This window comes from Microbulbifer maximicatervae (SeqCode) (assembly GCF_056232625.1).
In genome coordinates, this window is the sequence record NZ_CP174324.1 from 3,113,381 (window position 1) to 3,137,652 (window position 24,272).

Sequence of the window (24,272 nt, forward strand, 5' to 3'; positions counted from 1 at the left end):
GGCTTACAATCTAGCCATTATCATACTCCTCACAGCAACGGCATTTACTCATTAACGAGGAAGTCACAATGAAGAAATTATTCAGTTTGGTAATCGCTGCAATAATTACCATTTCTGCAAATACCCTAGCTTGGGCAGATAATGACCATGCCGCACAACTTGCGGAGCGCTTAGAGGCAACTAAAGCCAAGCTTAACCTCTCTGATGAGCAGGTAGAAAAAGTAAAGCCAATCCTGGAATCAGCCAATGAACAACGCCGCCAAGTGCTTGCAAAATACGGCGTTAACATAGAAAGTCCCTCTGGCGCTATCCAAAAGATGAGCTTTCGTGAGAAGCGCCAGTTAGGCAAAGAAATGGCCGCTATCAGAAAATCTACGCTCAGTGAAATGTCCACCGTACTGACGGATCAGCAATTAGCAGAGTTCAAAAAACTTCAAGAAGAAAATCGAGCAGCCTTCAAAGCCAAGCTTCAAGAGAGAAGAAATTAGAGTGTCCAGGGTTCATAATGCCTATCAGATAGACGAAGCCGCGCTGAATAGCTCTACGCTCGCTCTGCGAAAGCCTCGCCCCGACGGGGCTCTCGTATTCAGTTATATCCCTGTCATATTTCTCTGCTAGAAAGTGCCCCACAATTCATCACGGGCCTTTATCACATGTTAAAAAACCTTCTATCAGTAGTGTTGATTGGCTTTTCTGTAGCCGCAACACTAACCTGCGCGGACAACTTTGATCAGAGAAATAAACAAACTATTGTGGTAGCTCATAGAGGTGCCTCTGCCTACCTACCTGAACACACCCTCGAATCCAAAGCGCTGGCTTACGCTATGCGTCCAGACTATATCGAGCAAGACTTGGTACTCAGCAAAGATGATCACTTGATCGTAATGCACGATATTTATCTAGATAGCGTAACTAATGTCGCCAACGTTTTTCCCCAGCGCGCTCGCGATGATGGTCACTTTTACACTATCGATTTTACCCTGACCGAACTTAAACAGCTTCAGGTATCAGAGCCCTTCATAGATAGTGAGGATGGACTTCAAGCAAAATATCCCGAGAGATTTCCAATATGGAAATCTAGCTTTAAGCTGTCCACCTTTGAGGAAGAACTGGAATTAATTCAGGGGCTTAACCGATCTCTGGGCTACGATATTGGCATCTACCCGGAGATTAAAAAACCCTACTTCCATCACTGGGAAGGAAAAGATATTGCCTCTATAGCCTTGCAATCACTCAAGAAATACGGCTATACCGATCGCGATCACAAAGTTTTTTTCCAATGCTTTGACGCAGAAGAGCTCCAGCGAGTTAAATTTGAGCTGATGCCCTCCATGGGGATGGATCTATCATTAGTTCAATTGATCGCCGCTACCGACTGGGGGGAAAAATTGGTCGAAGTGAATGGAGAAATTGAAAAGTACAATTATGACTGGATGCTGCAACAGGGGGGCTTGCGCAAAATCGCCACCTACGCAGATGGGATTGGCCCCTGGTATCCTATGTTAATGGAAGTAACGGATGGCCAACCAAGAGCTAACAGTGTTGTCCGCCGGGCACACCGCAGACAGCTAGAAGTTCACCCCTATACCTTCCGCGCGGATACAGGCAAGGTTCCCGAAGAATTTGAAAGCTTCGAGGACTTCCTGCATTTCGCTGTATATCAGCTGCGCATTGACGGTCTCTTTACCGACCACCCCGACAGAGCCGTTAACTATCTTTCCCGGGGACATAGGGATCGTTAAAAAATGAAATCAGAAAAAAGGCCGCATAGTGCGGCCTTTTTTTACTTAATCAAACTTGGAGAAGTCCGCTGGTCTCTTCTCCATAAAGGCCATAGCAGCCTCTTTAAACTCATCAGAGGCGAGGCGCTCCTTAAAGTAACGGCCTTCGTCTTGAATAAACTCTAACCCTTTCTCTAGAGTTGCTCTGCGCAAAAGCTGTTTAGTTAAACGGAGGGCAGCCGGAGCTTTCCTCGCTAACTCAGCTGCGGCTTCACGTGCGCGAACTATGGCCTGTTCTGGCGCCACTGCGGCATTACAGATACCAATCTCAACGGCTTCCTGAGCACTAAAACGCTTGCTCAACAATAACAGTTCAGAAGCTTTGGCATGGCCGGCGATCCTGGGCAACAAGTAGCTGGAGCCATACTCTGGACACAGTCCCAGGTCCACAAATGGCATCTGGAACATGGCGTCGTCCCCAGCAAAAGACAGGTCGCAATGCAACAGCATGGTTGTACCAATACCTACTGCAGGGCCATTAACGGCTGCAACTACCGGCTTGGGGAAGTGGTAAAGAGCACTCATAAACTGGAAAACCGGAGACTCCTCCCCTTCGGCAGAGCCGCCCAGGAAATCTGTCAGGTCGTTACCACTGGTGAATATGCCCTCAGCACCGGTAATAATCGCGACGCGAACATCCGGGTTTGTAGCTGCGCTATTCAATAACCCTGCCATCGCGGTATACATGGCCATAGTCAGGGCATTTTTGCGCCCGGGTCGATTAATTGTAATCTCGAGGATGCGGTCCTTAAGCTGAGCCTGAATTTCAGCGCATTCGCTTTGCATATTGTTCTCCGGGGTAATAAGTAGATTGGGCTACTCTCAGTAGCCTAATTATGGAACCCCAACGGAAGCCACTTGTAATCCGCTGTAGGCCATCTATTTAGGAGATTCATATTAACCGCTACTCCCAGAGGTTCGAGTTCCTAATCAACCACTTTCGTTGACGGGATTAACCCGGTCACCAGTGACCGGGCCCTCTAGGTAACCAGCAATAGTAATCAAACTTTATTGGCTGAATCCCGGCGTAGAGGTTGGCACATGCAATGAACGCCACCGCCCCCCGGAGTAATCATTGAAATATCTGGGTCGATAACTTCCAGGCCATGTGCGCGACACTTCTCCGCCAGTCCGGTATTGGCCTTAGGTAGCATCACTCGATCGTTCCCCAGGGCAACGACATTCACTCCAAGTTCCAATACCTGTGGGAAGGGAATATCGATAATCTCTATATTTCGACTTTTAAACCACTGCACCAGCTCCGGCTCAACAGCATCAACACAAATTGCTGCCAGCTTTTCCGCAAGCATGGCTACCATCACATCAATATGCAGGAAGAATGGATCGAACTGGTAGCCTTTAACTTCCCAGCCCTCTTTTTCCACCCAACTTTTCATCTGCTCAAATCCCTGCGGGCTGGTGCGTTCGCCGGAGTAGCCACACAGAATAACGCCGGGCTCTAGCACCATAAAATCACCGCCCTCCAGAGAGCCTGCGGTAATAATGTCGTAAATAGGGATATCCAGCTCTGCATATTTCTTCACTATGGGCGCCCACTCACCACGGCGCCAAGGGCTGAACATCTGTGTCACGATAGGCCCCCAAGGGGTCATTACCGAAGAATCACGACCGTAAATTTGGTAGGGCAATGTGCTGTCTGCTGGAATTAGGTGCGTATTCACTCCTGCGTGGCGGTAAGCATCGAGCATCTCTCCATGCTGTGCCATCGCCACCTTGTGATCAAACTTCATTCCGAGGCGCTCAGCACGTCGCGCACTCGCATTACCAGTGCGCCAACTGAAGTTATCCACAGGCCCAATTAAAACATCCCGCAGTACACCGTATTCTGAATCCATCCCCCACTCACTCAGGGGTGCCGTACCGCCGTTATCCTGACGGTGCTTCAAAGTAAAATTACTCATTCGCCTAAATTCCAACTTGTTATCAACTATGCCAAAACAAAGACAGTGCAACGCCGACAGTTGACAGAAGCACTTGTTTTACCGCTACTTAAGCCTGCTCCGCACTGTTTAGCATTGCGTGAAGCAACACATTACAACCCGCCTCAAGATGATCCGGCTCCGCCGATTCTGCTTCATTGTGCGACAGCCCTCCTTCACAGGGCACAAAGATCATAGAGACAGGGGCAACTCGGGAAACATATACGGAATCGTGCCCAGCACCTGAGACCATCTTGCGATTGCTATATCCCAAGGTCTGCACAGCACTGCTAACCGAATCAATGCAATGCTTATCAAAGGCGACGGGAGGTGAGTACCACTCTTCCCGAATATCGACTCTGGTACCTGTTTCTTCTTGTACTTTTTCAGCCGCCCTATACAAGGCTTTATGCAGATGGTTTAACCCTTCAGGTAACGGGTGACGGAGGTCCAGTGCCAGCACAACCTCTTCAGGAACTGTATTTCGGCTGCCCGGCGCCGCCCTTAAATCTCCACAGGTCATACGCGCATCTTCTGAATACTCCCGGACTTCACGATACATGCGCTCGCACAGAATGGACATTGCCTGGACCGGATCGCGGCGGTCCTCCATCGGAGTTGGACCCGCATGGCAAGGCGTTCCGCAAAAAGTTACGTCATACCAACGAATACCCTGTACACCGGTGACAACACCAATTACCTGATCCTGTTTTTCGAGGATCGGGCCCTGCTCGATATGCGCTTCAAATGAAGCCTTAATAGCCCTCGGCTGAGCGGGCTCAGTACCGAGATAGCCGATCCGCTCCAACTCTTCACCGATAGTGATACCCGATTTATCCGCACGGCTGTGCCCATACTCCAAGCTAAATTCACCAGCCCAAACTCCGGAGCCCACCATTGCAGGGGAAAAGCGCGCACCCTCCTCATTAGTCCATACAACCACCTCTAATGGGGCCTTGGTCCTGATACCTTGATCCTCTAGAGTGCGCAGAACTTCCAGGCCGGCAAGTACGCCATATACACCGTCAAATTTGCCACCCGTGGGCTGGGTATCCAAATGAGAACCAGTCACTACCGCAGGCAAGCTGTTATCTGCTCCCGGTCGGCGGGCAAAAATGTTGCCCATCTGGTCCACTCTGACCTCACAGCCTATATCTTGGCACCAGCGCACGAAAAGGTCGCGCCCTTCACGGTCTTCATCTGTCAGGGCTTGTCGATTGCATCCGCCCGCTGGGGTCGCGCCTATCTCAGAAATTTCCATCAGGCTATCCCAAAGGCGAGAGCCATTGACACGTAGGTTTTGTGCTGGGTTTTCCATTCAAAGAGCTCCGGGCTTTATAATGGGTCCAATATTAATCACTTTGCCGTAATTTTTGTTTTGATCCACACCGGCTAAAGAGAGCATTATTTTGTAACTGGTCAAAACACACTCAGGAAGCAGCTGACTATGACAATAACTTATAGCTCTTACCTAAAAGTAGACGAGCTTTTGCAGTGCCAGAAACCCCTTTCCGATGGTCCCGAGCACGACGAACTACTTTTCATTACTATTCATCAAAGCTACGAGCTCTGGTTCAAGCAAATGTTGCATGAACTGGATTTCCTGGTGCGACTGTTCAACGCAGGTGAACGCAATCGCGCATTGCATACACTTAAACGTGTCGACACGATTTATCGTACTTTGATTCAACAGGTCGATATCCTGGAAACCCTAACTCCCCTGGAGTTTATGTCTTTCCGCGATCGACTATCCACAGCTAGTGGTTTTCAGTCGTACCAGTTTCGCGAGTTGGAATTTCTTTACGGAGCCAAGGACCCGAAAAAACTGGAAAACTATACCCCTGGCTCAGAGCACTACCAGCGCTTGATGAAGCGCCTTGAGGCGCCGACCCTTTGGGATGCCTTCCTAAACTTTTTGGTTCACGAGGGGCATAAGGTACCCGCTAATGAGCTTGAAAGGGATTTTAGCCAAGTTGCGGAGCCTTCTTCAGCCGTCCAGAAAATACTGATCGATATCTATCGCAATGATCCACTGGTAAGTGAAATCTGTGAGGCTTTGGTGGACATCGATACTTCGTTACAACAGTGGCGTTACCGACATGTGAAAATGGTCGAGCGAACAATTGGCAGGAAAATGGGGACTGGTGGCTCGAGCGGGGTAGGTTATTTACAGGGAACCCTATTTAGACCGGTTTTCCCCGACCTCTGGGCAATTCGTTCAGAATTCTGATATCGGATTTCATTTGAGGGGGTACTTGAGTACCCCCCAATTTGTGACCAGTTCAAAACCATAATTCACAAATGAAAAAAGCCAGCAATATGCTGGCTTTTTAAGCGCGGGTAACTCACCGGGAACTTAGTCGCCCTCGTAAGGTACCAGGGAGACCTGAATACCCAGGCTCACTTCCTTCGCGGCATCCGCAATCTGTACGTAAGTATCCGCACTAGACTTGTTGTGCGCACGCACAATCACCATTGCCTGCGGGTTCTCCGCATACATCTGAGCGATACGAGCTCGTACTGCACGAGTGTCAATACGGCTGCCATCCGCCGTGGTGATTTCATCATTTGCACTGACCATCAACAGAATGTTCTGCTTGTCAGGGTCTGGATTAGATTGGCTGGTCTCATTTGGGTCAGGCACATTCACATCCAGCGCCTTCTCTTTAACAAATGAAGCAGTCACGATAAAGAAAATCAGCATGATAAACACAACGTCCAACATAGGCGTCAGGTCGATATCTGCCTTTTCTTCTTCTACGGCCTTTCCGCGTCGTCTACTCATAAAACACCGTGCAATTTTCAAATATCAGGGGTGCCGGATTGACCGGTCTAATCTGGTGGGCAAGATTGCCGCGATTTCGCAAGCATTGCAAGTGCGAGCGATAACAGAGATAAATAAACCTTAAAAATCAATAAGTTACAGAATCAAGCCGATAGAAAAGATCAAATTTTAAGCAAAAATTCCGACTAACGCCCTGCTAGATAGCTGTGATAGTCAGGCACCTCATGTTCGAAGGATTGGTCCATCAATGGTGACTGTACCACCATATCTGCACTGCTCTGGTTGCAAGCCACAGGGATATTCCACGCTGCAGCAATACGCAGTAGTGCCTTGACGTCCGGGTCATGGGGCATGGGCTCAAAGGGGTCCCAGAAGAATATCAGCAAGTCCACCTGTCCCTCGCTAATCCTCGCTCCGAGCTGCTGATCACCTCCCAGAGGGCCACTTAAGAGCTTTTCAACACTTAAACCCGTCGCATCTTCAATTTTTCCACCAGTAGTCCCCGTAGCCAATAACTGGTGTTGTTTGAGCAGACAGTGATGTCTGAGACACCACTGAATCATGGCGTCTTTACGGTTGTCATGGGCTACCAGAGCCACTCGCTTTGTCGCCGGCAGTGCTTTAGCAATAAATTCCATTTGAACCTCAATATCAAGAGTCTCTTCTATAGTATCTCAAATAAGCACCGACAGATTTGATTTTCCCGTAGGTTTAGTCCCTGTTATCGCAACCCAACTCCTTTATAAAGACTTCCAAAATTACTACAAGACGATTCATTAGATTCGAAGAAGTAATGTGGATTAATTCAAAGATCTCTTTATTCATTGTTATCTAGAGTAAGATCCCCCTGAACGCAGCCCCCCTCGCTATAATGCAACAGCAAGAAACCGGACCTTTATAAGGAGTAAGTATGAGCGTAGGAGCCTGGGAGCCACAGGTAAGTGGCCCACAAAATGAAACCAGTGAAGAATTCAACCGGGAGCAGTTGCTCAGACTTATCGAAATTGCAGAGTCAGATAAACCTTTTACAGAATCAGTAGGAGCGTTTGAAAAAGTACCCTCCACACTTATTCGCCTTCCCTTCCAACACTGGATCGAAGAGAGCGAACATTGGAACAGTTCCCAGCTATGGCAACTGATTCGCTTCTTTACCTTGGCAGAAATGAATCTGCCAGGCTGGGACGCCGGCGCTGAGTCTGCAGTAATTCCCCTCGCCAAAGTACTCAAGCAACGCTCGACGCCATTAACAAAAGAACAACTGCTATGGATTCGCCAGAATTCCAACAATCGTTATTTGCCCTACGGGCCACTATAAAGCTACGCGATTGACTCCATATCACCCCAGTGACAGAGATATTCTGTTACTGGGTCAGTCCTCTCCCCCTCTCCCATTGCAAAACTCATAAGGTTGCCTTTGGTAAGAGCAGCCACTCCAAAGCAGAAGCATTGCCCATAAAAATATCATTAAGATTGTTGATCAACGCACGGATAATCAGGACTGCATTCAAATAGCTTCTGGTATTACTTGCCTCTGAATAACTGCCCTCTACTCCTTTTATGACTAGCAGGGATGTCACGTGATAGCAAAACAAATGACTAGAGACCAAGCGCTCGCTTTCTCGGTAATTAAAAAGACCTCGACTGAAGAGCACAAACTAATACAGTTCCGTCCCATTATATATATGGTTATAACTAGATTTATCACTGGTTTGCTTTCCGCCATGTAAAAGTAAACCTCGCAGCAGTAATGGCAGATCCCGGCAGCCAAGACCCCAAATACCCCAACCGGTTGGTACTTATATACGGGGCACTAGATCCCGTACATGAGTGTGAGTTATCCCCCAGTTTTTAATTCCTTACTAAATACCAGGGTACGGCAATAGGACTCAAGCTGTCTCTGACATCTTGACACTTGCCAACTTTCCGCAATTTGAATATCACACTTCAATACGCAAGGTTACACAACCAGCTATGGAGGTTGCCCGCTAATTGACGCAGGCAAAAGCTCGCAGTTAAGTTTTGTTAATCCGGCTCTCTGTTAATTGATGAACAGAAACTATCTGCCACCATCAAAATCCAACTATAAAAGCCAAAACAACTAAACCAACAGGTTCATAAAGCTTACAAAATTACTCAACTATTTAACGCCACTGATACTGACTTGATACAAAGAATATTGAAGTTAAAGAATCACCAGTAATGAGTGCTTTCAAGTTCCCAAAAAGATCAAAAACACAGTTCAAACGGCCCCCAATTGAAAAATATGTAAAAAAAAGCCATTTTTTTTACATTAAATAGAAAAAAACCATCTAAAGGACTTGCAATTAGGTATACAAATAAGCTGCAATTAGCGCCGCTAGCTTGGGGGGACTCACTATCAATTGTTTTCTGCCGAAAACATGCATCTTGGACGGTGCCTAATTCCGTTAAAGATGGCTGAGAATAATTGATAGGAATGCCCCCACTTACTAAAACAATTCATTTTGCAGGGATATTTAAATGGCTACTAAAAAAGCTGCTCAAGTCGCTACCAGCGACGTCGCAAAAATGGAAGCGGAGCTACGCTCCCTTACCGCTAAACTGGAAACTGCCCGCCTTAAGCAGGAAAAAGACCTGACTGTCAAAGCCGAGAAATTGGCAAACAGTGCCAAGAAGGCTGCCGCCAAAGCAAAAACTACCCAAGATAAAGTAGCGACTGTTAGAGCTAAGAAAAAGACTGCTGCTCAACAGCAACAGCTGAAAAAAGCACGTGAAGCCGCCGCTGCAGCTAAAACTGCTGCAACTGAAGCCAAAACTGCTGCAACTGAAGCCAAAGATGCACTGGCTGAAATCAAAGCCGCCAACAAGCTGGCTTCTCAGGTAGCTAAGATCGTCGCTAAAGAAGAAGCTGCTGTAGCTAAGAAACTGGCTGCTGCTGAAAAGAAAAAAGCCGCTGCCGAAGCGAAGAAAACTGCTGCTGCCGCTAAAAAAGCCGCTGCTGCTGACAAGAAGAAAGCCACCGCAGCTAAGAAAAAACCCGGTCGCCCAGCTAAAACTGAAGAAGCCAAGAAGAAGCCTGGTCGTCCCGCTAAGACCGAAGAAGCCAAGAAAAAGCCTGGCCGTCCCAAAAAAGACGCCACTGAAGCCAAAAAGAAGCCCGGTCGCCCAGCAAAAACTGAAGCCGCTAAGAAAAAGCCCGGCCGCCCCAAAAAAGCAGAGACCGCAACCGCCGCAGCAACTGATGCTGCTCCTGTAAAACGCGGTCGTGGCCGCCCACCTAAGGCAGAATCCGCACAAAAGAAGCCCGGTCGCCCAGCAAAAGCGGAAGCCGCTAAGAAAAAGCCAGGGCGCCCCAAAAAAGCAGAAGCCACAGCCGCAGCAGCAACTGAAGCTGCTCCTGTAAAACGCGGTCGCGGTCGTCCGCCCAAGGCTAAGTAAGCCAGCGCTTAAGTAAAACTGATTTATTCAGTTAGTTTAAACCCTGGCCTCGCCAGGGTTTAAACAGAACTTACTGCATCCGCAAGCCCTTCACCTGATGGTCCTCCCCCAACTCAATAACACAATCTGCCCAACCCGGCATATCCTCTAGTAAGCTCCGCGTCACTCTTTCGTAGTGTTGTACAAACTGAACAATTTGTTGATCTGTCATCCCCATTCCGGAGCGAACCCTGAGTTTATGTTCCTGTAACTTACGCCACTCAACGATACATTCCATACTCGGCGCTTTGAGCATCACCCATACATCGATAAGCGAAAAAAGATCTCGATAAGAACCTTCCAACTGTTGATTAATATAATTTCGCCATTCGCCAGTACTATCTTCCCTGCACTCCAATTCATTGAGCGGTCCTTCATGCCCTTCTGAAGGCTTGGCCCCTAGGCACCATCCTTCGAAGATAACAACATCAACTTGCCCCTTGAATACGGGCCACAAGTGCTCAGGGATCCGATCATCACGTCCTTTATCAAACCTAGGTAATGCGATAGCGGAATCAGTATTGGCTGCACACAGGGCCTTGAGCGTGCTAATTCCCAAGCCGATATCATGGGTTCCCGGCACACCACGAGTTTCGAGTAAAGGGTGTACCTGTGTAGCCAGCTTGCGGCGCTGTTCCAGCGTTAAATAGATATCATCCAGAGACAAAACACAGCAGCGATAGCCCATCGCCTGGTAAATACATTGCCACACATCTGCCAGGGTCGACTTGCCGGTACCCTGCCCCCCGCTAACCCCAATTATTAATGGATTACTGCGCTTATGGCGAGTCAGTACCCAAACTCCGAGAGGAAGAAAAAGTTGTTCGAGTACCTGGAGGAAATCGCATGGTAATTGATGCTCACGCAACAGCTCCTTAAAAGGCCCCGATAAACTCTCCTTAAGCTGTCCACTACGCTCTAAAACTTCATTCGGCCATTTAGCCTTATTCATAAATTCCCTGCTATAAAAACGGGGGCCTAAGCCCCCGAATTTTGTGATCACTAAGTATGATTACAGTACTGATATAGCCGTCACTAACTCGTTACCGACTCAATACCCCCCTCTGGATTACCCCTCTTCTTGGAGCGGCCCGGTAGTACTAACATAATGGGTGTGACCAATAACGTCAGCAAAGTGGAAAAGGTAAGCCCGTAAACAATTGCACTGGCTAGCTTCACCCAAAAAGAGGCTATCACTCCATCGACAACAATATTGCGCCCGACCATATCCACACTGACGCCTAGCGCCAGGGGCAACAACCCGAGGATAGTTGTTGCCGTTGTCAAAAAGACCGGTCTCAGCCTCTGTGTCGATGCCTTTACTGCTGCTTCCATTGGTGTGAGGCTCGGCTCATTCTTACGCACGAAATTATAGGTATCTATCAGTACAATATTATTGTTCACCACGATTCCAGCCAGCGCCACAATACCCACTCCAGTCATAATCACACTGAAGGTGCTTTGTGTTATTAGCAGACCAAACATCACTCCCAAAGTGGACATAATCACAGATGAAAGTACCAATAAAGACTGATAGAAGCTGTTGAATTGTGTTACTAACAGGATAAACATTAAAAACAGAGCCAGGAGGAAGGCTATACCGAGGAATTGAAAAGACTCATTCTGCTCCTCATCCGCCCCACGGAATAGCAGCTCAACCCGGTTATCCACCGGATTACTCTGCAACCACTTCCTTATTTCCTTCACTTTGTCATCCGGCAGAATCCCCTCTTGCGCATCAGCCTTAATTTGCATGCGAGTAATTCCGTCGATTCGCTCAATCTTATCGACCTTGGGCATGGCTTCTGTGTGCACAAAACTGCTTATCGGAACGGTACCTTGCACGGTATTAACTTTTAGCTGATCGAGCGCGGCTATGCCTCTGGCACTTCTGGGGTACCTGATACGTATATCTACTTCTTCATCCGTATCATCGGGTCGATATTCTGCAACCCGGACGCCATTGGTAACCAACTGCACCGCCCTGCCAACTTCAGTTAGATCGGCACCATATAGGGCAGCCTTGGCTCGATCGACTTTCACTTCCCACTCGATGCCAGGTAGTGGCGCGGTGTTTACAATATCTCGCAACCCGCCAATTTCCTCCATTGCACGGTGTAGTCGCCAGGTTTCCAGCAGTAGCTGCTCATAGTTCTGACTGCGCAACTCCAGAACAATATCCTTGCCTACCGGCGGTCCTCCCTCCATTACATTTGCGGTTACTTTAATTCCGGCAAAATCTGAGGTGCGGGAACGGATATCGGCAAAAATGTCGCGGCTCCGTCGCTCGCGTTCCTCTGCGGGATAAAGCTCCACTAACATATTGGCGATTTGATCTGGGGAACGATCAGAATTTCCAGAAATTCCGCCAGAACCAATAGTAGTGTGAGCTATTCGGACCTCAGGCACACTAAGCACGGCTCTTTCCACTTGCACCACCAGGGCTTTTTTCTCCTCCATGGACAAATTGCCCTGGGCCCTAATTTCTACATTACCGTATTGCTCTTCTGTATCCGTGAAAAATTCAACACCCGCACCAAAATTGACAAAGCCAATAAAGATGGCAACCAAAATGGCAATAGTGGTTAAGAACCCACCCAATGGGCGCTGCAGAACCTTCTCAAGAATACGCGCATACCAGCCGGTAATTCCAGGCAGGGCTCGAGGTATCCCATCCTCTAACTGGCTCAGGTAGTTACGAGTAGAGGCATCCATTGCGCTTTTGCCAAACAGTGAACCCAGCACAGGAGCAAAAAACAGGGCGTACAAGAGCGACCCCGCCAATACTGCAAATACTGTAACTGGCAGGTAACGCATGAAGTCTCCCACCACTCCAGGCCACAGCATAATCGGCAAAAATGCTGCAAGGGTAGTCGCCGTTGAGGCAACTACCGGCCAGAACATCCGACTGACTGATGCAATATAGGACTCCCTTGCTGACAAGCCTTCAGCCATTTTCCGATCGGCAAACTCGGTAATCACAATGGAGCCATCAATTAACATACCGAGGGCCAGCAACATTCCGAACATCACCATAAAGTTAAACGAATAGCCCAGATACCAGGTGATGATGGAACCAAACAGCAAAGAGAAGGGCACTCCCAGTCCCACCAGAATTCCCGAGCGAAAGCCGAGCGCGGCAACGACAATAATCATTACCAATAGCATCGCGGTCAGGATGTTTCCCTGCATCTCACTGACCATATCCCGTGCAAAATCAGATTGGTCAAAAACAAACTCAACCGTAATTCCCTGCGGCAAAACACCAAATTCAGCCTGAACCACTTCCCGGACTCGATCCGCGACATCGACAGAGCTGGCATCGTTGCGCTTTTCAACATTAATAGCGAGCCCCGGACGACCATTGATACTGGTGTAGCTCACTGCATCCTTGAAGGTTCTCCGAATATCTGTAACAGCACCCAAGGTCACAACTCCATCGCGTGACTTCTTGAGCGGAATTTCATAAACATCCTGAGCGGTCTCAATCAACCCAGGGACTTTCACTGAAAAACGGCCCCGATTGGTTTCCAGCTCCCCTGCAGGAATTAACAGATTGTTCCCCAATACCGCGTTGATTAACTCCGCACTGGTGATTTGATAGTGCTCCAGTCGCACCGGATCAATCACTGCCTCAACAACCTCCTCCCTATTACCGTGGAGATCTGCACCTAGCACCTCAGGGATACTCTCTATCTTCCGCTTAAGCAATTCAGCCGAGCGCAGTAAAACCCGTTCATTCACTTGCTCGCCGGATAGGGTAACGACGATGGTAGGGAAAGGTTGAGCGGATACTTCCTCCACAGTGGGCTCGTCGGCATCCCGGGGCAGCTCAGCCCTGGCCCGCTCTACAGCATTGCGAATATCATCGACGGCATCATCTACACCAATGGCAGAATCAAATTCAATCACGATATATGCAAGGGATTCCCGGGCGACAGCAATCACCTCGACAACCCCTTCCACCGCACGAATTTCCTTCTCCAGAGGGCGGACCAACAGGCGTACACCATCCTCTGGGGAAATTCCCTCATGAGTGACCTGTACAATTACAAATGGGGGGTTCACCTCAGGGCTTGATTCAATTGTCATCGCTGCGCGAGCAACTATGCCAATTAAAACAATCAGCAGCATCAGGCATATTGTGCTGCGATTTCTCTGAACAGCGCTTTCCAACAGCTTCATCGCGAATCCCCCTCGGGAATCACTGAAGTTTCGGGTACCGGAGTCACCTCAGCGGAATCTACTGGGGAAGCTTCCTTCGCTTGGTTCTCCCGGGAAAACTCTTCCCCAGTTTTCAGTATTTCCGCACGAACCAAATCTCCCGTAGTGACATATTCTTGTCCCACAGTAATCAGAGTGACTGTGTCGGGCAGTCCAGAAACCCAGACGCCGCCATCACCATCCCCAACCAATGAAACATTGATAAATTGCACTTGGTTTTTATCATTGAGAGCCCGCACCCCCAATTCACCGCTATCATCCAGCGTGAGTAGAGAAGCATTAATATGGTGCGCCGTAATTTCACCGGTCGGGAGGACCAGCTGACCACTCAAGCCTCCGGGAAGTTGATTACCTGGATTATCTACTGCTACCTCCACTCGGTAAGCCCGAGTAATTTCCTGCGCCTGTTGACTGATATAACGAAGGTACCCGTCTACTAACAGTCCTCTTTGTAATTGGGCTCTGGCCGGCCCGCCCTCAACAAGGCTCCCCACTTGATCCTCTGAAACTTCGCCAACAATTAGGATGGGATCCAAGTCAAGAATGGTCGCGCATTCCTCTCCCCGGCGAATAAAATCTCCCAGCTCCACCGCTCGGCTATTCACTACTCCAGCAAATGGTGCACGAATTTGCAGTTTCTCTACCGTCACTTTGGCACGTGTGTACTCCGCCTTGGTTCGGGCAAGCTCAACTTGCTGCTGGGCCATTGCGGTATCCGACTGCAGTCCTTTTTTCTTAAGTTTCTCGGCACCGGCAAAGTCTATTTCTGCTTTGCGTTTTGCCGCTTCAGCTAATGCCAGTTGCTCAATACGATCTTCAGCCTCGATTTCGCAAATGACATCCCCTTGTCTAACTGTCTGCCCTTCCGCAACTGGAAGTGCAGCAATAATGCCATCCAGTTCAGCGCGCAGACGTACATGCCGGTTAGCCTCAGTGCGCCCATTCACTAGTATCTGAGTGGCGTATGGGCTGGACTCAATGATTTGGGCTTGAATTCGCAATTCAGGCTCTGGCTTCTTGGCAGTTACCTCTTTAGATTCTGACTGCTCATCCTCTGCATCGGAGAATAACTGCCCACTCAGCAGCCATAAAATAGCGATCACCGAAACAATAATTGCCATTCGGTAATTGCGCCTTGACCAGATTGATGCCAATACATTCATAACTTACTAAACCTGTTGGGCAATGATGCGCCATCGCAAAAGGGGTCTTAATTCCAATCGAAGGGATCTGCGATAACAACTGAAGCGAAGCGATTTTTACACAATCACAGCGACTTATAAAAAGCTCCGCTGTGTCCTACTCGAATTCTGTCAATAAATACGTGGTTAATGTCGGGCAAATGAAATATACGAGTGATCTACAAATTTAGACTGGAATCAGCAGATAGTCCCCCCTTAAGAAAGGTGTACACATGTGCCAATAAAAATAAGTACAAAGAGGAGGGAGGGCAGTCAGGAGCGAGGAAATAATTCTCTCGCCCATGGTTTGGTCGGGAAATCTCTACGACAGCATAGATTCCAGAAATCCAAGCATGTCGGATTCATCATCAACCAGCTCACCAGAACCAAACTCCGCATTCCAGTCGAGCAGAATTTGAGCCAAAGCTTTCGCCTGTTCCGCTAAGGCAATTAACTCTTCCCGGCTATTTTTGGGTCCCGTATAAAGTTTCAGTTTTCTATGGCTATTCGCCAACTGATGCCCCGGATACTTGGACCTATAGACCTCAAGCTTCCAACGCAATGAATGCACCATATTGCGATAGAAGACCAGTTTTGCTGGCAATTGTAAAAGTGATAAGTCTTCCAGGTCACCAAACAGCGTGCAATCAACGCCCAGAACCTGAGTATCCTGGCTATTATTCGCGGCAAATACGTCAGCACTGCGGGGCTCCGCCAATAACATCGACAAATCACCAAACAACTCACCTGGACGTATTACCGCCAAAGGACGTTCATTTCCCGGAGCCTCCTCAGCTGCGGGACTATTCACCTTCACATGTAGCTCGCCGCGTAACAAGAAGTAGACCCATTGATCCACATCCCCTGCACGCAGCAGCTGTTCGCCCGACTGAAGGCTGACCAACCGGGAGCGCTTTAGCAATACATCGTATTGCCACTCACTCGAGGCACGAATATCCCGAAATAGATGGATGACATTGAGAAGACGATCCACAGCATCCCGTGGATACTCGCTAAGAGGTTTAATTTCCATGCACAATTCAAATTTAGTGAAAACTATTCCATTTTCCTGAAAAGAGTGGCCTAAGCCACTCTGCAAAGTGCCATTCTAAACGATATCGACCTAGCACACCTGTTTCTAAGTGTGACAATCGTTTCTTTACCAACCCATCATCTTGCGATAAAGAGGACAGTCTGCCCCTCACAGGGTTGAACTCCGTTCCAGTTACAGTAGAGTTAGGTGTAGTGGGTAGTACATTGTACTCCTACAAGCTTTGGGCGCGCACTTTTTAATCTGACTTGTGTGCATTGGGGTTGGGGCCCCGAAATTCTTACTTAGCGGAGCAATTTACTCCTGCTACTCAGACACCATAGAACAATGAAATCGATAAAAATTGTCCTCTCTTTTTGGGTGTTTACATTTGCTTTCACTGCGAAAGCGGCACCACTCCTGAACGGTATTGCACTAGAAAAGCAATTTAACAAAGACATTTATATCGCTGCGATCTACTCGGAAAACTTGACCCGGGATTCCAGCACACTGCTCGATAACAACATTCCCCGGCGGTTGGAAGTTCGTATTATCACCAATAGCCTTCCCGCACGCCGATTCCGCAATCAGTGGATGGAAGCCATTGCCATTAACAACCGCGGAGACACATTGAGCAGTCAGGCAGAAAATATGGTAACTTTTGCCAACATGTTTACCGGGCGCTTTGTTCACGGCGATCAATTGAGTGCTGAGTTTGCGGCAGACACAGGCTCGACCACCATATCCCTCAACAGCATCCGGTTAGGTGAGATTGCCGACCCTAATTTTTTCAATACCCTGCTGCGAGCTTGGATTGGCTCAGTTCCCCCTTCTAGCGACTTCAAAGACGGATTGCTCTCCGCCGGTCAGGTATCAGGCAACTTGGTTACCACATTCGAATCTCTGACACCAACTAGTGAACGAATTGCAGACCTGCAACTGAAGCAAATAAACCAGGAAGAGGCTGTCGCTGCGGAGGTGGCACCTACGGAGAAACCACTTCCTACACCCGCTATTGAGATTGCCGACCTGCCCCCACCCACCCTAGCCCTTGCAGAAACGGCCCCTGCCGCAGTAATTTCCCCAGACGCAGGTGGAATTCAAGAGGGCTCTAAGGTGGCTTCACAATCAGAGGAATCTGCATCAGCGCTGGCCGAAGAAGAGATTGAATTGATTACGGTCCCTCCTGAGGATGGACCAATACTGGCCGAAGGTGCGGCCGATATGTTAGAGGAAGAAGAGGAAGCCCCCCTGACGGCGGATATGATCCTGGCACGCCAGATTTACCATTCCAGTTTACTTCGTCACACCTACCGCTATATTCGCTACCCTAAGCGGGCACAGGGGCGTGGACAAGAAGGCAGTGTCCGTCTAAATGTGACCATCAATTCCCGAGGGGAGGTATTAGAGATTCAGCCAATCCAGGAATCCCGCTTCTCGAGCCTTAACCGTGAAGCCCAAGCAGCCGTTCACAGAGCTGGCCCCTACCCGGGGGTCCCTTCGCAACTGAGTACGGATACTTATAATTTTTCTATTCCTATCACCTTCCGTCTCCCCGATTAAGCGAAAAGATTAAAAACTAGCGTTTTAGAGCCCCGCATTGCGGGGCTTTTTACTAGGCTCAATCCAACGCACCTCTTCCCCAGCTAAACGCAGCCCCCTTGCCCAAACTCCCCTCCTGCTTTTAGTATGCTCAAAGGATATTCAGCCAAAAGAACAAAGATGAAAAAGCTACTTTTACCACTCGCGATCGCCGGAACTCTGGCCGGGACTCAAGCTCCTCTGTTTGCTGTCGCGCATGATCACGCCACTAACAATAAAGCCGCCGCTGAGCAGGCCCAGCTCTCCTCGGGTATCGACCTGAGCGCCATGGATACCAATGTACGGCCTCAGGACGACTTCTTTGCTTATGTAAACGGCACTTGGCTGAAGAATACTGAGATCCCTGCGGACAAGTCCCGCTGGGGTGGTTTCTCTATCCTGAGAGACCAAAGTACCGAGCAAGTCAAAGCTCTGATTATGGATGCTAGTCAAGGAGCCAAGAGCGCCGATGCCAAGCAAATCGGAGATCTCTACAACAGCTTTATGGATAAGAAGCTGATCGAGAAAAAAGGGCTCTCAGCCATTACCGGCGAACTCGCCAAAGTCGATGCAATTAAGAGCCGCAAAGATCTTACCGATTTCTTCGCCTATGCGGATACCGTCGGCTACGATGTACCATTTGGTGGCAGCATCTGGCAGGACCTGAAACAAGTAGAAAACTACATGACCTTCCTGTGGCAGGCAGGCCTAGGACTCCCTGATCGCGACTACTACTTCGAGGACACTGAGAAGAGTAAGAAACTCCGCGAAGCCTATGTAACCTACCTCGCTGATCTTCAAGGCCTCGCAGGACTTAAAGAGGCTGAAGACTTTGCCAACAAGATCTTCAAACTTGAGGAGAGTTTGGCAAAACACCATCGCAGCCGCGTTGATAACCGGGACCCGGAAAAGTACTACAACAAGAAAACTGTTGCTGAACTTAAAGAGCTAATGCCCGTTGTAGATTGGGACAGCTACCTAGCCAAAGCCCAATTGAAGAAAGCAGATAGTTTTATTGTCGGCCAGCCTGAATACCTGGAAGCGGCCAATGAGATTATTGCCAATACTGAGCTGGCAACCTGGAAGCGCTACCTGAAGGTCAAAGTGCTTAATGCAATGGCGCCCTACATGCATGACGAAATCGCACAACTGCGCTTCGACTTCTACGGCACCACTGTTCACGGTATTGAACAAATGGAACCCCGCTGGAAGCGCGGCGTGCAATTCGTCAATGGTTCTGTAGGCGAGCTGGTCGGTAAGCGCTACGTAGAAAAGCACTTCCCGCCTGAAGCTAAAGAGCGAATGGTTGTACTTGTGGACAATCTGAAGGCCGCCTACCGGGAATCCATCGAATCCCTCGAGTGGATGGGCGAAGATACCAAAAAGCAGGCTCTGTTTAAGCTAAGCAATTTTTCCACCAAAATCGGTTACCCAGACAAGTGGCGTGACTACAGTAACTTGACAGTTAAATCCGATGACCTGATTGGCAACGTTCTGGCAGCTAACTTGTTTGAGTCCTCATACGATCGCAATAAGCTGGGCAAGCCGATTGATCGCGATGAGTGGGGCATGAGCCCACAGACTGTGAATGCTTACTACAACCCAGCCATGAATGAAATCGTATTCCCTGCAGCGATTCTGCAACCACCATTCTTTAATATGAATGCGGATGACGCAGTCAACTACGGCGGTATCGGCGGTGTAATCGGCCACGAGATTGGACACGGGTTCGATGATAAAGGCAGTAAATTTGATGGACGCGGCTATCTCAACAACTGGTGGACCGACTCCGACCGTAACAATTTTGAGCAGCTGACCAGCAAGCTCGTATCCCAGTACAACGCCTACGAGCCGCTTGAGGGTGAACACATCAACGGCGAGCTGACCCTGGGCGAGAATATCGGCGATTTATCAGGCCTGGGAATTGCCTATAAAGCTTATAAAATGTCTCTAGATGGCGAAGAGGCACCTGTTATTGACGGCTTTACCGGCGACCAGAGGGTCTTTATGGGCTGGGCTCAGGTATGGCGCAGTAAAATACGCGATAAAACCCTCAGTGGCCGTTTGAAGGTAGATAGTCACTCTCCCGCAGAATACCGTGTACAAGGTGTTCTACCTAATATCGATGCCTTCTACGAAGCCTTCGATATTAAAGAAGGCGACGGCATGTACCTTCCTGAAGAGGAAAGAGTGAAAGTCTGGTAAACAGATATCTCTCACCTGGCCGCCCACGCGGCCAGTTTTCCCCTGCTTTAACCCTACCTTTGCTCTCAAGCCCCTCCATATTGCACCATCGTTCATATTAAAACTGGGGATACCTCCCTCCAGCGCTATGACTTACCATTAGCTCACTTAAATAAGAAGAGAGTTGCCAATGGCTAACCAGTCTCAGTTTCATCTTCTCACTAGCCGCCGCTTTTTGCCGTTCTTCAGCACCCAGTTCCTGGGCGCCTTCAATGACAATGTTTATAAAAATGCCCTTATTGTCATGATCGCCTTTCGCCTGGTGGAAAGTGAAGCGAACGCACTAATTAACCTGGCTGCTGGTTTGTTTATTCTTCCCTTTTTCTTATTTTCTGCCTCCGCCGGTCAGATCGCAGACAAATACGACAAGGGGAGGTTAATACGCTGGATTAAGCTAGGAGAGATAGGTATCGGTGCACTGGGTGTTTTCGCCCTTTTTAGCGGAAGCAACGCACTCTGTTTAACTGTGCTCTTTCTCCTGGGCATACAGTCCGCCTTTTTTGGCCCGGTGAAGTACGCGATTATCCCTCAACACTTGAAGCGTTCCGAACTGATAGGGGGCAATGCTCTGGTGGAAATGGGAACATTTGTGGCCATTTTAACGGGAACAATTGTCGGTAGCCTACTCGCAGGCCTCACAGGCCATGGGCAACAGGGAATTCTCTACTTAGGCCTGGTAATTATGGGCGCAGCTACCCTGGGATATCTGGCCAGCCGCTCAATCCCCGCAGCGCCAGCCCCTACACCCAATCTAAAAATAAACCCTAACCCCATTACTCAAACCCATAAAATACTCCGTGCCAGCGCGAATACTCCCTCAATTTTCTACTCCATTATTGGAATATCTTGGTTTTGGTTGATGGGGGCGGCCTATCTGACACAAATTCCCAGTTTTACCAAGAATGTCCTAGGTGGCAGTGAATCAGTGGTTACATTACTGCTGTGCAGTTTTACCATTGGTATTGCCATTGGGTCCTTAATCTGCGAACGCCTCTCCAGTGGGTTTATTGAACTTGGCCTGGTGCCTGTTGGTGCTGCTGGACTCACCATAAGTGGTATCGCCCTGGGTATTGTCGGGGGAAACTTTGCAGAACTCCATGAAGCCAGCTTTACCGCATTTCTAAGTACCGATGGTGCATACTCTCTTCTCAGTTGTCTGGTACTACTGGGGATGTTTGGGGGTCTTTACATCGTTCCTCTGTACACCATGATCCAGGATCGATCCGACCCGGCAATTCGTGCACAAATTATCTCCGTAAACAATATTTTGAACGCCCTCTTTATGGTGGCTTCGGCGCTACTTGGAATTCTGTTCCTCAATATGCTGGACGCGACCATACCGCAGTTCTTTCTTGTTATTGCCCTTATGAATGCGGCGGTCGCCATTTTTGTGTTCGCCAAGGTGCCAGAATTTGCTATGCGCTTTTTGATCTGGGCCCTTTCCCACACCATGTACCGGGTAAAGCACCAAGGGCTTGAACAGATACCCACAGAGGGACCAGCCCTAATCGCTTGTAATCATGTGAGTTATGTCGACGCACTATTACTCGCCGGTGCTGTCCGCCGCCCTATCCGCTTTATTATGTACAAGCCCATTTATGAAATTCCAATTTTGCACTTCGTCTTCAAAACAGGCAGGGCAATTCCAATTTGCTCCAAGCAGAAAGACCCTGAAGGGTATGAACAGGCTTTTCAAGCCATTGAGGAAGGGCTAAAAGATGGAGATCTTCTCTGTATATTCCCCGAAGGTCAATTGACTAAAGACGGAGAACTACAGCCATTTAAAGCCGGCATAGAAAAAATTCTGGAGAGAACCCCTGTCCCTGTAATCCCTATGGCCCTCCAAGGTCTCTGGGGTAGCTTTTTCAGCCATAAAGGCGGTCATGCCTTCACTACCTTGCCCAAGCGCTTTTGGTCGCGGGTGAGCGTCGTTGCCGGCAGGCCTGTCGAAGCAGCCGGTGCCAAGGCAGAGGCTCTATACCGCCAGGTGCTGGGCTTGCGTGGAGAGAAACGCTAGCCTCCCCTTTTTCTTGATCAACAAGGATATGTGCCTACTTCACTGGTAGGCACATAAATTCTTCTCCTCCCTCACGATGCCAGCCCCTCCTTAAATCATTCCGATCACCTATTCTGATAGCGAGAATAGAAATACATAGCTGCTAAGGGCGGCACAGGGACGAAGGCCTAACCATGGCTCAAAGCAACCAGTTCAAGCTCCTCGCCAGTCGCCGCTTTATGCCACTGTTTCTCTCACTGTTAAGCAGCGTTTTTAATGACAACCTGTTTAAAAACTCCCTACTAGTCATACTGGCATTTCATTTAGCCAAAGCAGAAGCCAATACACTAATTAATCTCGCCAGTAGCCTTTATGTCATACCGTATTTTCTATTTTCACTCGCCGCTGGACAATTAGCTGACAAGTATGAAAAGGGTCGAGTCATAAGAATTATTAAAGCCGCCGAAATACTAATCGGTATCCTCGGGGCCATTGCGCTACTCACTGATGACCGAGTTTTAAGTTTCATTGTATTGATACTTTTTGCCACCCACACAGCTTTCTTTAGCCCTGTCAGATATGCCATCTTACCTCAGCACCTAAAGCAATCAGAATTGCTTGGAGGAAATGGTTTAGCCCAAGTTGCATCCTTTTCCGGAGTACTCGTTGGAACAATTGTCGGCACCCTCCTAGCCGGTGATGTGGGCCAGGGAAAACCTGGGCTGTTATATCTGAGCTTGGTGATGGTCACTGTCGCCGTACTAGGCTATCTCGCCAGTAGGGCAATCCCTCCGGCTCCTTCCTCAGCCCCCAATTTAAAAATAGATTGGAACCCCATCAGCCAAACGCTGAGAATTATGCGGGAAGTGATTAAAACACCCACCGTTTTTTACGCAATTATTGCAAACTCCTGGTTCTGGTTATTTAGCACGGCATACCTAACCCAGGTTCCCAGCTTTGTAAGAAATGTGCTTGGCGCCAGTGAACCAATAATCACGATTCTACTCTGCTGCCTAACTGTTGGCGTTGCTATAGGCTCACTAATGTGTGAGAGCTTGTCTCGCGGGCGTATTGAACTGGGCTTGGTGGCAGCCGGCGGGCTGGGAATGACGGTGGCGGGACTTTGGTTGGGCATCCTATCGGGAAACTATCAAATGCTCTCCAACGCATCCCTTAGCCAATTTCTACAGAGTGATGGTGGACTGACCATCTTATTTATCACGACTTTCATTGGCGTTGCCGGCGGTATTTTTATCGTACCGCTATACACTATTATTCAGGAAAGAACAGCAGAACAAATTCGCGCGCAGGTTATCTCTGTCAATAATGTCCTTAATGCCGTATTTGTAGTCATTATTTCTTTTTCTATTATTGGGCTACTCGGGCCTGTGGGAATGACAATTCCCCAGGTATTTACCCTGCTGGCCGTACTAAATTTCGCTCTTTTAGTACTCCTGCTTTTTCGAATGCCGGAAATGTTATTTGACACCCTTTCTTGGCTTATCTATATCCTGCCCAGGCGCACGAAATACGAGGGGACTGAGCAAATCCCTAGCGAAGGTTCAGCACTTCTAATTGCCCGCTATTCTAACCTGCTAACCCCATTTATTGTTAGCGGGGCAACGCAACGCAAGGTTCGCTTTATCCCCAGCGACGCCATTACTAACAGCCCTAGGCTTCACGCACTTTTACGCAAAAGTGACTATTTCCCCAAAAACTACTATGAAATCGAAGCTTCAGAGCTCAAGAGAAAGCACAATGCGATTCATAAGGCAGAGGCAACCAGGGATCTTCTGTGCATCCTGATTGAAGAAAGCAGCAGGAAAGAAATTACAGAGCTTGTCACTCTGCTCAAGGAAAATTTTCAAAGCGCATCATTGCCACTTATCCCTCTATCGATCCAAGGTTCGTTTAGCTATAAACGAAACCTAAAGACAACAGTACAGGTTGGCAGCCCAATACCGCTTGCAGAAATTTCTCCAGAACTGCTATTCGATAACCTGAAGGGTGCCGAATAAAGAGGGGCGGCCATTAAAAATAGGGTACCCACAGAG

The 24,272-nt window shown here is 48.6% G+C and carries 18 protein-coding genes; 9 read left to right on the forward strand and 9 right to left on the reverse strand.

The window, feature by feature from the left end; all coding sequences use genetic code 11:
- The first annotated feature begins 68 nt into the window (after positions 1 to 68).
- Together ACJJI6_RS13580 and glpQ are read left to right on the forward strand one after the other, a co-directional pair.
- Entirely contained in the window at positions 69 to 488 is a 420-nt protein-coding gene (locus ACJJI6_RS13580; RefSeq protein WP_444892775.1) for a hypothetical protein, read from the forward strand.
- A gap of 165 nt (positions 489 to 653) precedes the next feature.
- A complete protein-coding gene (gene glpQ / locus ACJJI6_RS13585; protein ID WP_475710841.1) occupies positions 654 to 1,742 on the forward strand; it encodes a glycerophosphodiester phosphodiesterase in 1,089 nt (362 codons plus the stop codon).
- A 45-nt stretch (positions 1,743 to 1,787) separates the two neighbouring features.
- Here glpQ and ACJJI6_RS13590 read toward each other — a convergent pair whose 3' ends face one another.
- The 3 genes from ACJJI6_RS13590 to ACJJI6_RS13600 all read right to left on the reverse strand — a co-directional run bounded on the left by ACJJI6_RS13590 (position 1,788) and on the right by ACJJI6_RS13600 (position 5,039).
- On the reverse strand, positions 1,788 to 2,567 hold the full coding sequence (locus ACJJI6_RS13590) for an enoyl-CoA hydratase (RefSeq protein WP_444926660.1): 780 nt from the start codon (positions 2,565 to 2,567) through the stop codon (positions 1,788 to 1,790).
- Positions 2,568 to 2,782: 215 nt separating this feature from the next.
- The gene (locus tag ACJJI6_RS13595; RefSeq protein ID WP_444926659.1) at positions 2,783 to 3,703 is read right to left on the reverse strand and encodes a dimethylarginine dimethylaminohydrolase family protein; all 921 of its coding nucleotides are present in this window, start codon (positions 3,701 to 3,703) and stop codon (positions 2,783 to 2,785) included.
- A gap of 88 nt (positions 3,704 to 3,791) precedes the next feature.
- Positions 3,792 to 5,039 carry a Zn-dependent hydrolase gene (locus ACJJI6_RS13600; RefSeq protein WP_475710842.1) on the reverse strand — a complete coding sequence of 416 codons (1,248 nt, stop codon included), beginning with the start codon at positions 5,037 to 5,039 and terminating at the stop codon, positions 3,792 to 3,794.
- A gap of 129 nt (positions 5,040 to 5,168) precedes the next feature.
- Between ACJJI6_RS13600 and ACJJI6_RS13605 the strand changes: the two genes are divergently transcribed.
- Entirely contained in the window at positions 5,169 to 5,951 is a 783-nt protein-coding gene (locus ACJJI6_RS13605; RefSeq protein WP_413664361.1) for a tryptophan 2,3-dioxygenase, read from the forward strand.
- Positions 5,952 to 6,077: 126 nt separating this feature from the next.
- Here the strand turns inward: ACJJI6_RS13605 and ACJJI6_RS13610 are convergent, their stop codons facing one another.
- Positions 6,078 to 6,506 (reverse strand): ExbD/TolR family protein, encoded by a 429-nt coding sequence (locus tag ACJJI6_RS13610; RefSeq protein ID WP_475710844.1) that lies wholly within the window; start codon positions 6,504 to 6,506, stop codon positions 6,078 to 6,080.
- 185 nt (positions 6,507 to 6,691) lie between these two features.
- The gene (locus ACJJI6_RS13615) at positions 6,692 to 7,144 is read right to left on the reverse strand and encodes a methylglyoxal synthase (protein WP_475710846.1); all 453 of its coding nucleotides are present in this window, start codon (positions 7,142 to 7,144) and stop codon (positions 6,692 to 6,694) included.
- Between the two features lie 272 nt (positions 7,145 to 7,416).
- On the opposite strand from ACJJI6_RS13615, the gene ACJJI6_RS13620 reads away from it, so the two are divergent.
- Together ACJJI6_RS13620 and ACJJI6_RS13625 are read left to right on the forward strand one after the other, a co-directional pair.
- Positions 7,417 to 7,821, forward strand: coding sequence for a hypothetical protein (locus tag ACJJI6_RS13620; RefSeq protein ID WP_475710847.1), 405 nt, complete (start codon positions 7,417 to 7,419; stop codon positions 7,819 to 7,821).
- Between the two features lie 1,184 nt (positions 7,822 to 9,005).
- On the forward strand, positions 9,006 to 9,923 hold the full coding sequence (locus tag ACJJI6_RS13625; protein WP_444892769.1) for a hypothetical protein: 918 nt from the start codon (positions 9,006 to 9,008) through the stop codon (positions 9,921 to 9,923).
- Positions 9,924 to 9,993: 70 nt separating this feature from the next.
- Here ACJJI6_RS13625 and ACJJI6_RS13630 read toward each other — a convergent pair whose 3' ends face one another.
- From ACJJI6_RS13630 to ACJJI6_RS13645, 4 genes are all read right to left on the reverse strand, one after another.
- Positions 9,994 to 10,914, reverse strand: coding sequence for a phosphoribulokinase (locus ACJJI6_RS13630; RefSeq protein WP_475710849.1), 921 nt, complete (start codon positions 10,912 to 10,914; stop codon positions 9,994 to 9,996).
- An 83-nt stretch (positions 10,915 to 10,997) separates the two neighbouring features.
- Entirely contained in the window at positions 10,998 to 14,147 is a 3,150-nt protein-coding gene (locus tag ACJJI6_RS13635) for an efflux RND transporter permease subunit (protein WP_475710851.1), read from the reverse strand.
- Positions 14,144 to 15,307: an efflux RND transporter periplasmic adaptor subunit gene (locus ACJJI6_RS13640; protein WP_475710853.1), complete on the reverse strand. Its 1,164-nt coding sequence runs from the start codon at positions 15,305 to 15,307 to the stop codon at positions 14,144 to 14,146. The genes ACJJI6_RS13635 and ACJJI6_RS13640 overlap by 4 nt, the downstream gene beginning before the upstream one ends.
- A 382-nt stretch (positions 15,308 to 15,689) precedes the next feature.
- Complete coding sequence (locus tag ACJJI6_RS13645; protein ID WP_413664353.1) at positions 15,690 to 16,400, reverse strand: Crp/Fnr family transcriptional regulator; 711 nt, start codon at positions 16,398 to 16,400, stop codon at positions 15,690 to 15,692.
- A 345-nt stretch (positions 16,401 to 16,745) separates the two neighbouring features.
- Here ACJJI6_RS13645 and ACJJI6_RS13650 point away from each other — a divergent pair, with 345 nt between their 5' ends.
- From ACJJI6_RS13650 to ACJJI6_RS13665, 4 genes are all read left to right on the forward strand, one after another.
- Complete coding sequence (locus tag ACJJI6_RS13650) at positions 16,746 to 17,960, forward strand: TonB family protein (RefSeq protein ID WP_475710855.1); 1,215 nt, start codon at positions 16,746 to 16,748, stop codon at positions 17,958 to 17,960.
- A 159-nt stretch (positions 17,961 to 18,119) separates the two neighbouring features.
- On the forward strand, positions 18,120 to 20,183 hold the full coding sequence (locus ACJJI6_RS13655) for a M13 family metallopeptidase (protein WP_475710857.1): 2,064 nt from the start codon (positions 18,120 to 18,122) through the stop codon (positions 20,181 to 20,183).
- 169 nt (positions 20,184 to 20,352) lie between these two features.
- A complete protein-coding gene (locus ACJJI6_RS13660; protein ID WP_444934861.1) occupies positions 20,353 to 22,239 on the forward strand; it encodes an MFS transporter in 1,887 nt (628 codons plus the stop codon).
- 173 nt (positions 22,240 to 22,412) lie between these two features.
- A complete protein-coding gene (locus ACJJI6_RS13665; protein WP_444912098.1) occupies positions 22,413 to 24,236 on the forward strand; it encodes an MFS transporter in 1,824 nt (607 codons plus the stop codon).
- Positions 24,237 to 24,272 lie beyond the last annotated feature (36 nt).

Bases quoted from the DNA above. Each gene is read 5' to 3' on its own strand.
- ACJJI6_RS13665 (WP_444912098.1), top strand. From the start codon at position 22,413: ATGGCTCAAAGCAACCAGTTCAAGCTCCTCGCCAGTCGCCGCTTTATG.
- ACJJI6_RS13595 (WP_444926659.1), bottom strand. From the start codon at position 3,703: ATGAGTAATTTTACTTTGAAGCACCGTCAGGATAACGGCGGTACGGCA.
- ACJJI6_RS13640 (WP_475710853.1), bottom strand. From the start codon at position 15,307: ATGGCAATTATTGTTTCGGTGATCGCTATTTTATGGCTGCTGAGTGGG.
- ACJJI6_RS13620 (WP_475710847.1), top strand. From the start codon at position 7,417: ATGAGCGTAGGAGCCTGGGAGCCACAGGTAAGTGGCCCACAAAATGAA.
- ACJJI6_RS13635 (WP_475710851.1), bottom strand. From the start codon at position 14,147: ATGAAGCTGTTGGAAAGCGCTGTTCAGAGAAATCGCAGCACAATATGC.
- ACJJI6_RS13660 (WP_444934861.1), top strand. From the start codon at position 20,353: ATGGCTAACCAGTCTCAGTTTCATCTTCTCACTAGCCGCCGCTTTTTG.
- ACJJI6_RS13655 (WP_475710857.1), top strand. From the start codon at position 18,120: ATGAAAAAGCTACTTTTACCACTCGCGATCGCCGGAACTCTGGCCGGG.
- ACJJI6_RS13610 (WP_475710844.1), bottom strand. From the start codon at position 6,506: ATGAGTAGACGACGCGGAAAGGCCGTAGAAGAAGAAAAGGCAGATATC.
- ACJJI6_RS13645 (WP_413664353.1), bottom strand. From the start codon at position 16,400: ATGGAAATTAAACCTCTTAGCGAGTATCCACGGGATGCTGTGGATCGT.
- ACJJI6_RS13590 (WP_444926660.1), bottom strand. From the start codon at position 2,567: ATGCAAAGCGAATGCGCTGAAATTCAGGCTCAGCTTAAGGACCGCATC.
- ACJJI6_RS13600 (WP_475710842.1), bottom strand. From the start codon at position 5,039: ATGGAAAACCCAGCACAAAACCTACGTGTCAATGGCTCTCGCCTTTGG.
- ACJJI6_RS13625 (WP_444892769.1), top strand. From the start codon at position 9,006: ATGGCTACTAAAAAAGCTGCTCAAGTCGCTACCAGCGACGTCGCAAAA.
- ACJJI6_RS13580 (WP_444892775.1), top strand. From the start codon at position 69: ATGAAGAAATTATTCAGTTTGGTAATCGCTGCAATAATTACCATTTCT.
- glpQ (WP_475710841.1), top strand. From the start codon at position 654: ATGTTAAAAAACCTTCTATCAGTAGTGTTGATTGGCTTTTCTGTAGCC.
- ACJJI6_RS13605 (WP_413664361.1), top strand. From the start codon at position 5,169: ATGACAATAACTTATAGCTCTTACCTAAAAGTAGACGAGCTTTTGCAG.
- ACJJI6_RS13615 (WP_475710846.1), bottom strand. From the start codon at position 7,144: ATGGAATTTATTGCTAAAGCACTGCCGGCGACAAAGCGAGTGGCTCTG.
- ACJJI6_RS13630 (WP_475710849.1), bottom strand. From the start codon at position 10,914: ATGAATAAGGCTAAATGGCCGAATGAAGTTTTAGAGCGTAGTGGACAG.
- ACJJI6_RS13650 (WP_475710855.1), top strand. From the start codon at position 16,746: ATGAAATCGATAAAAATTGTCCTCTCTTTTTGGGTGTTTACATTTGCT.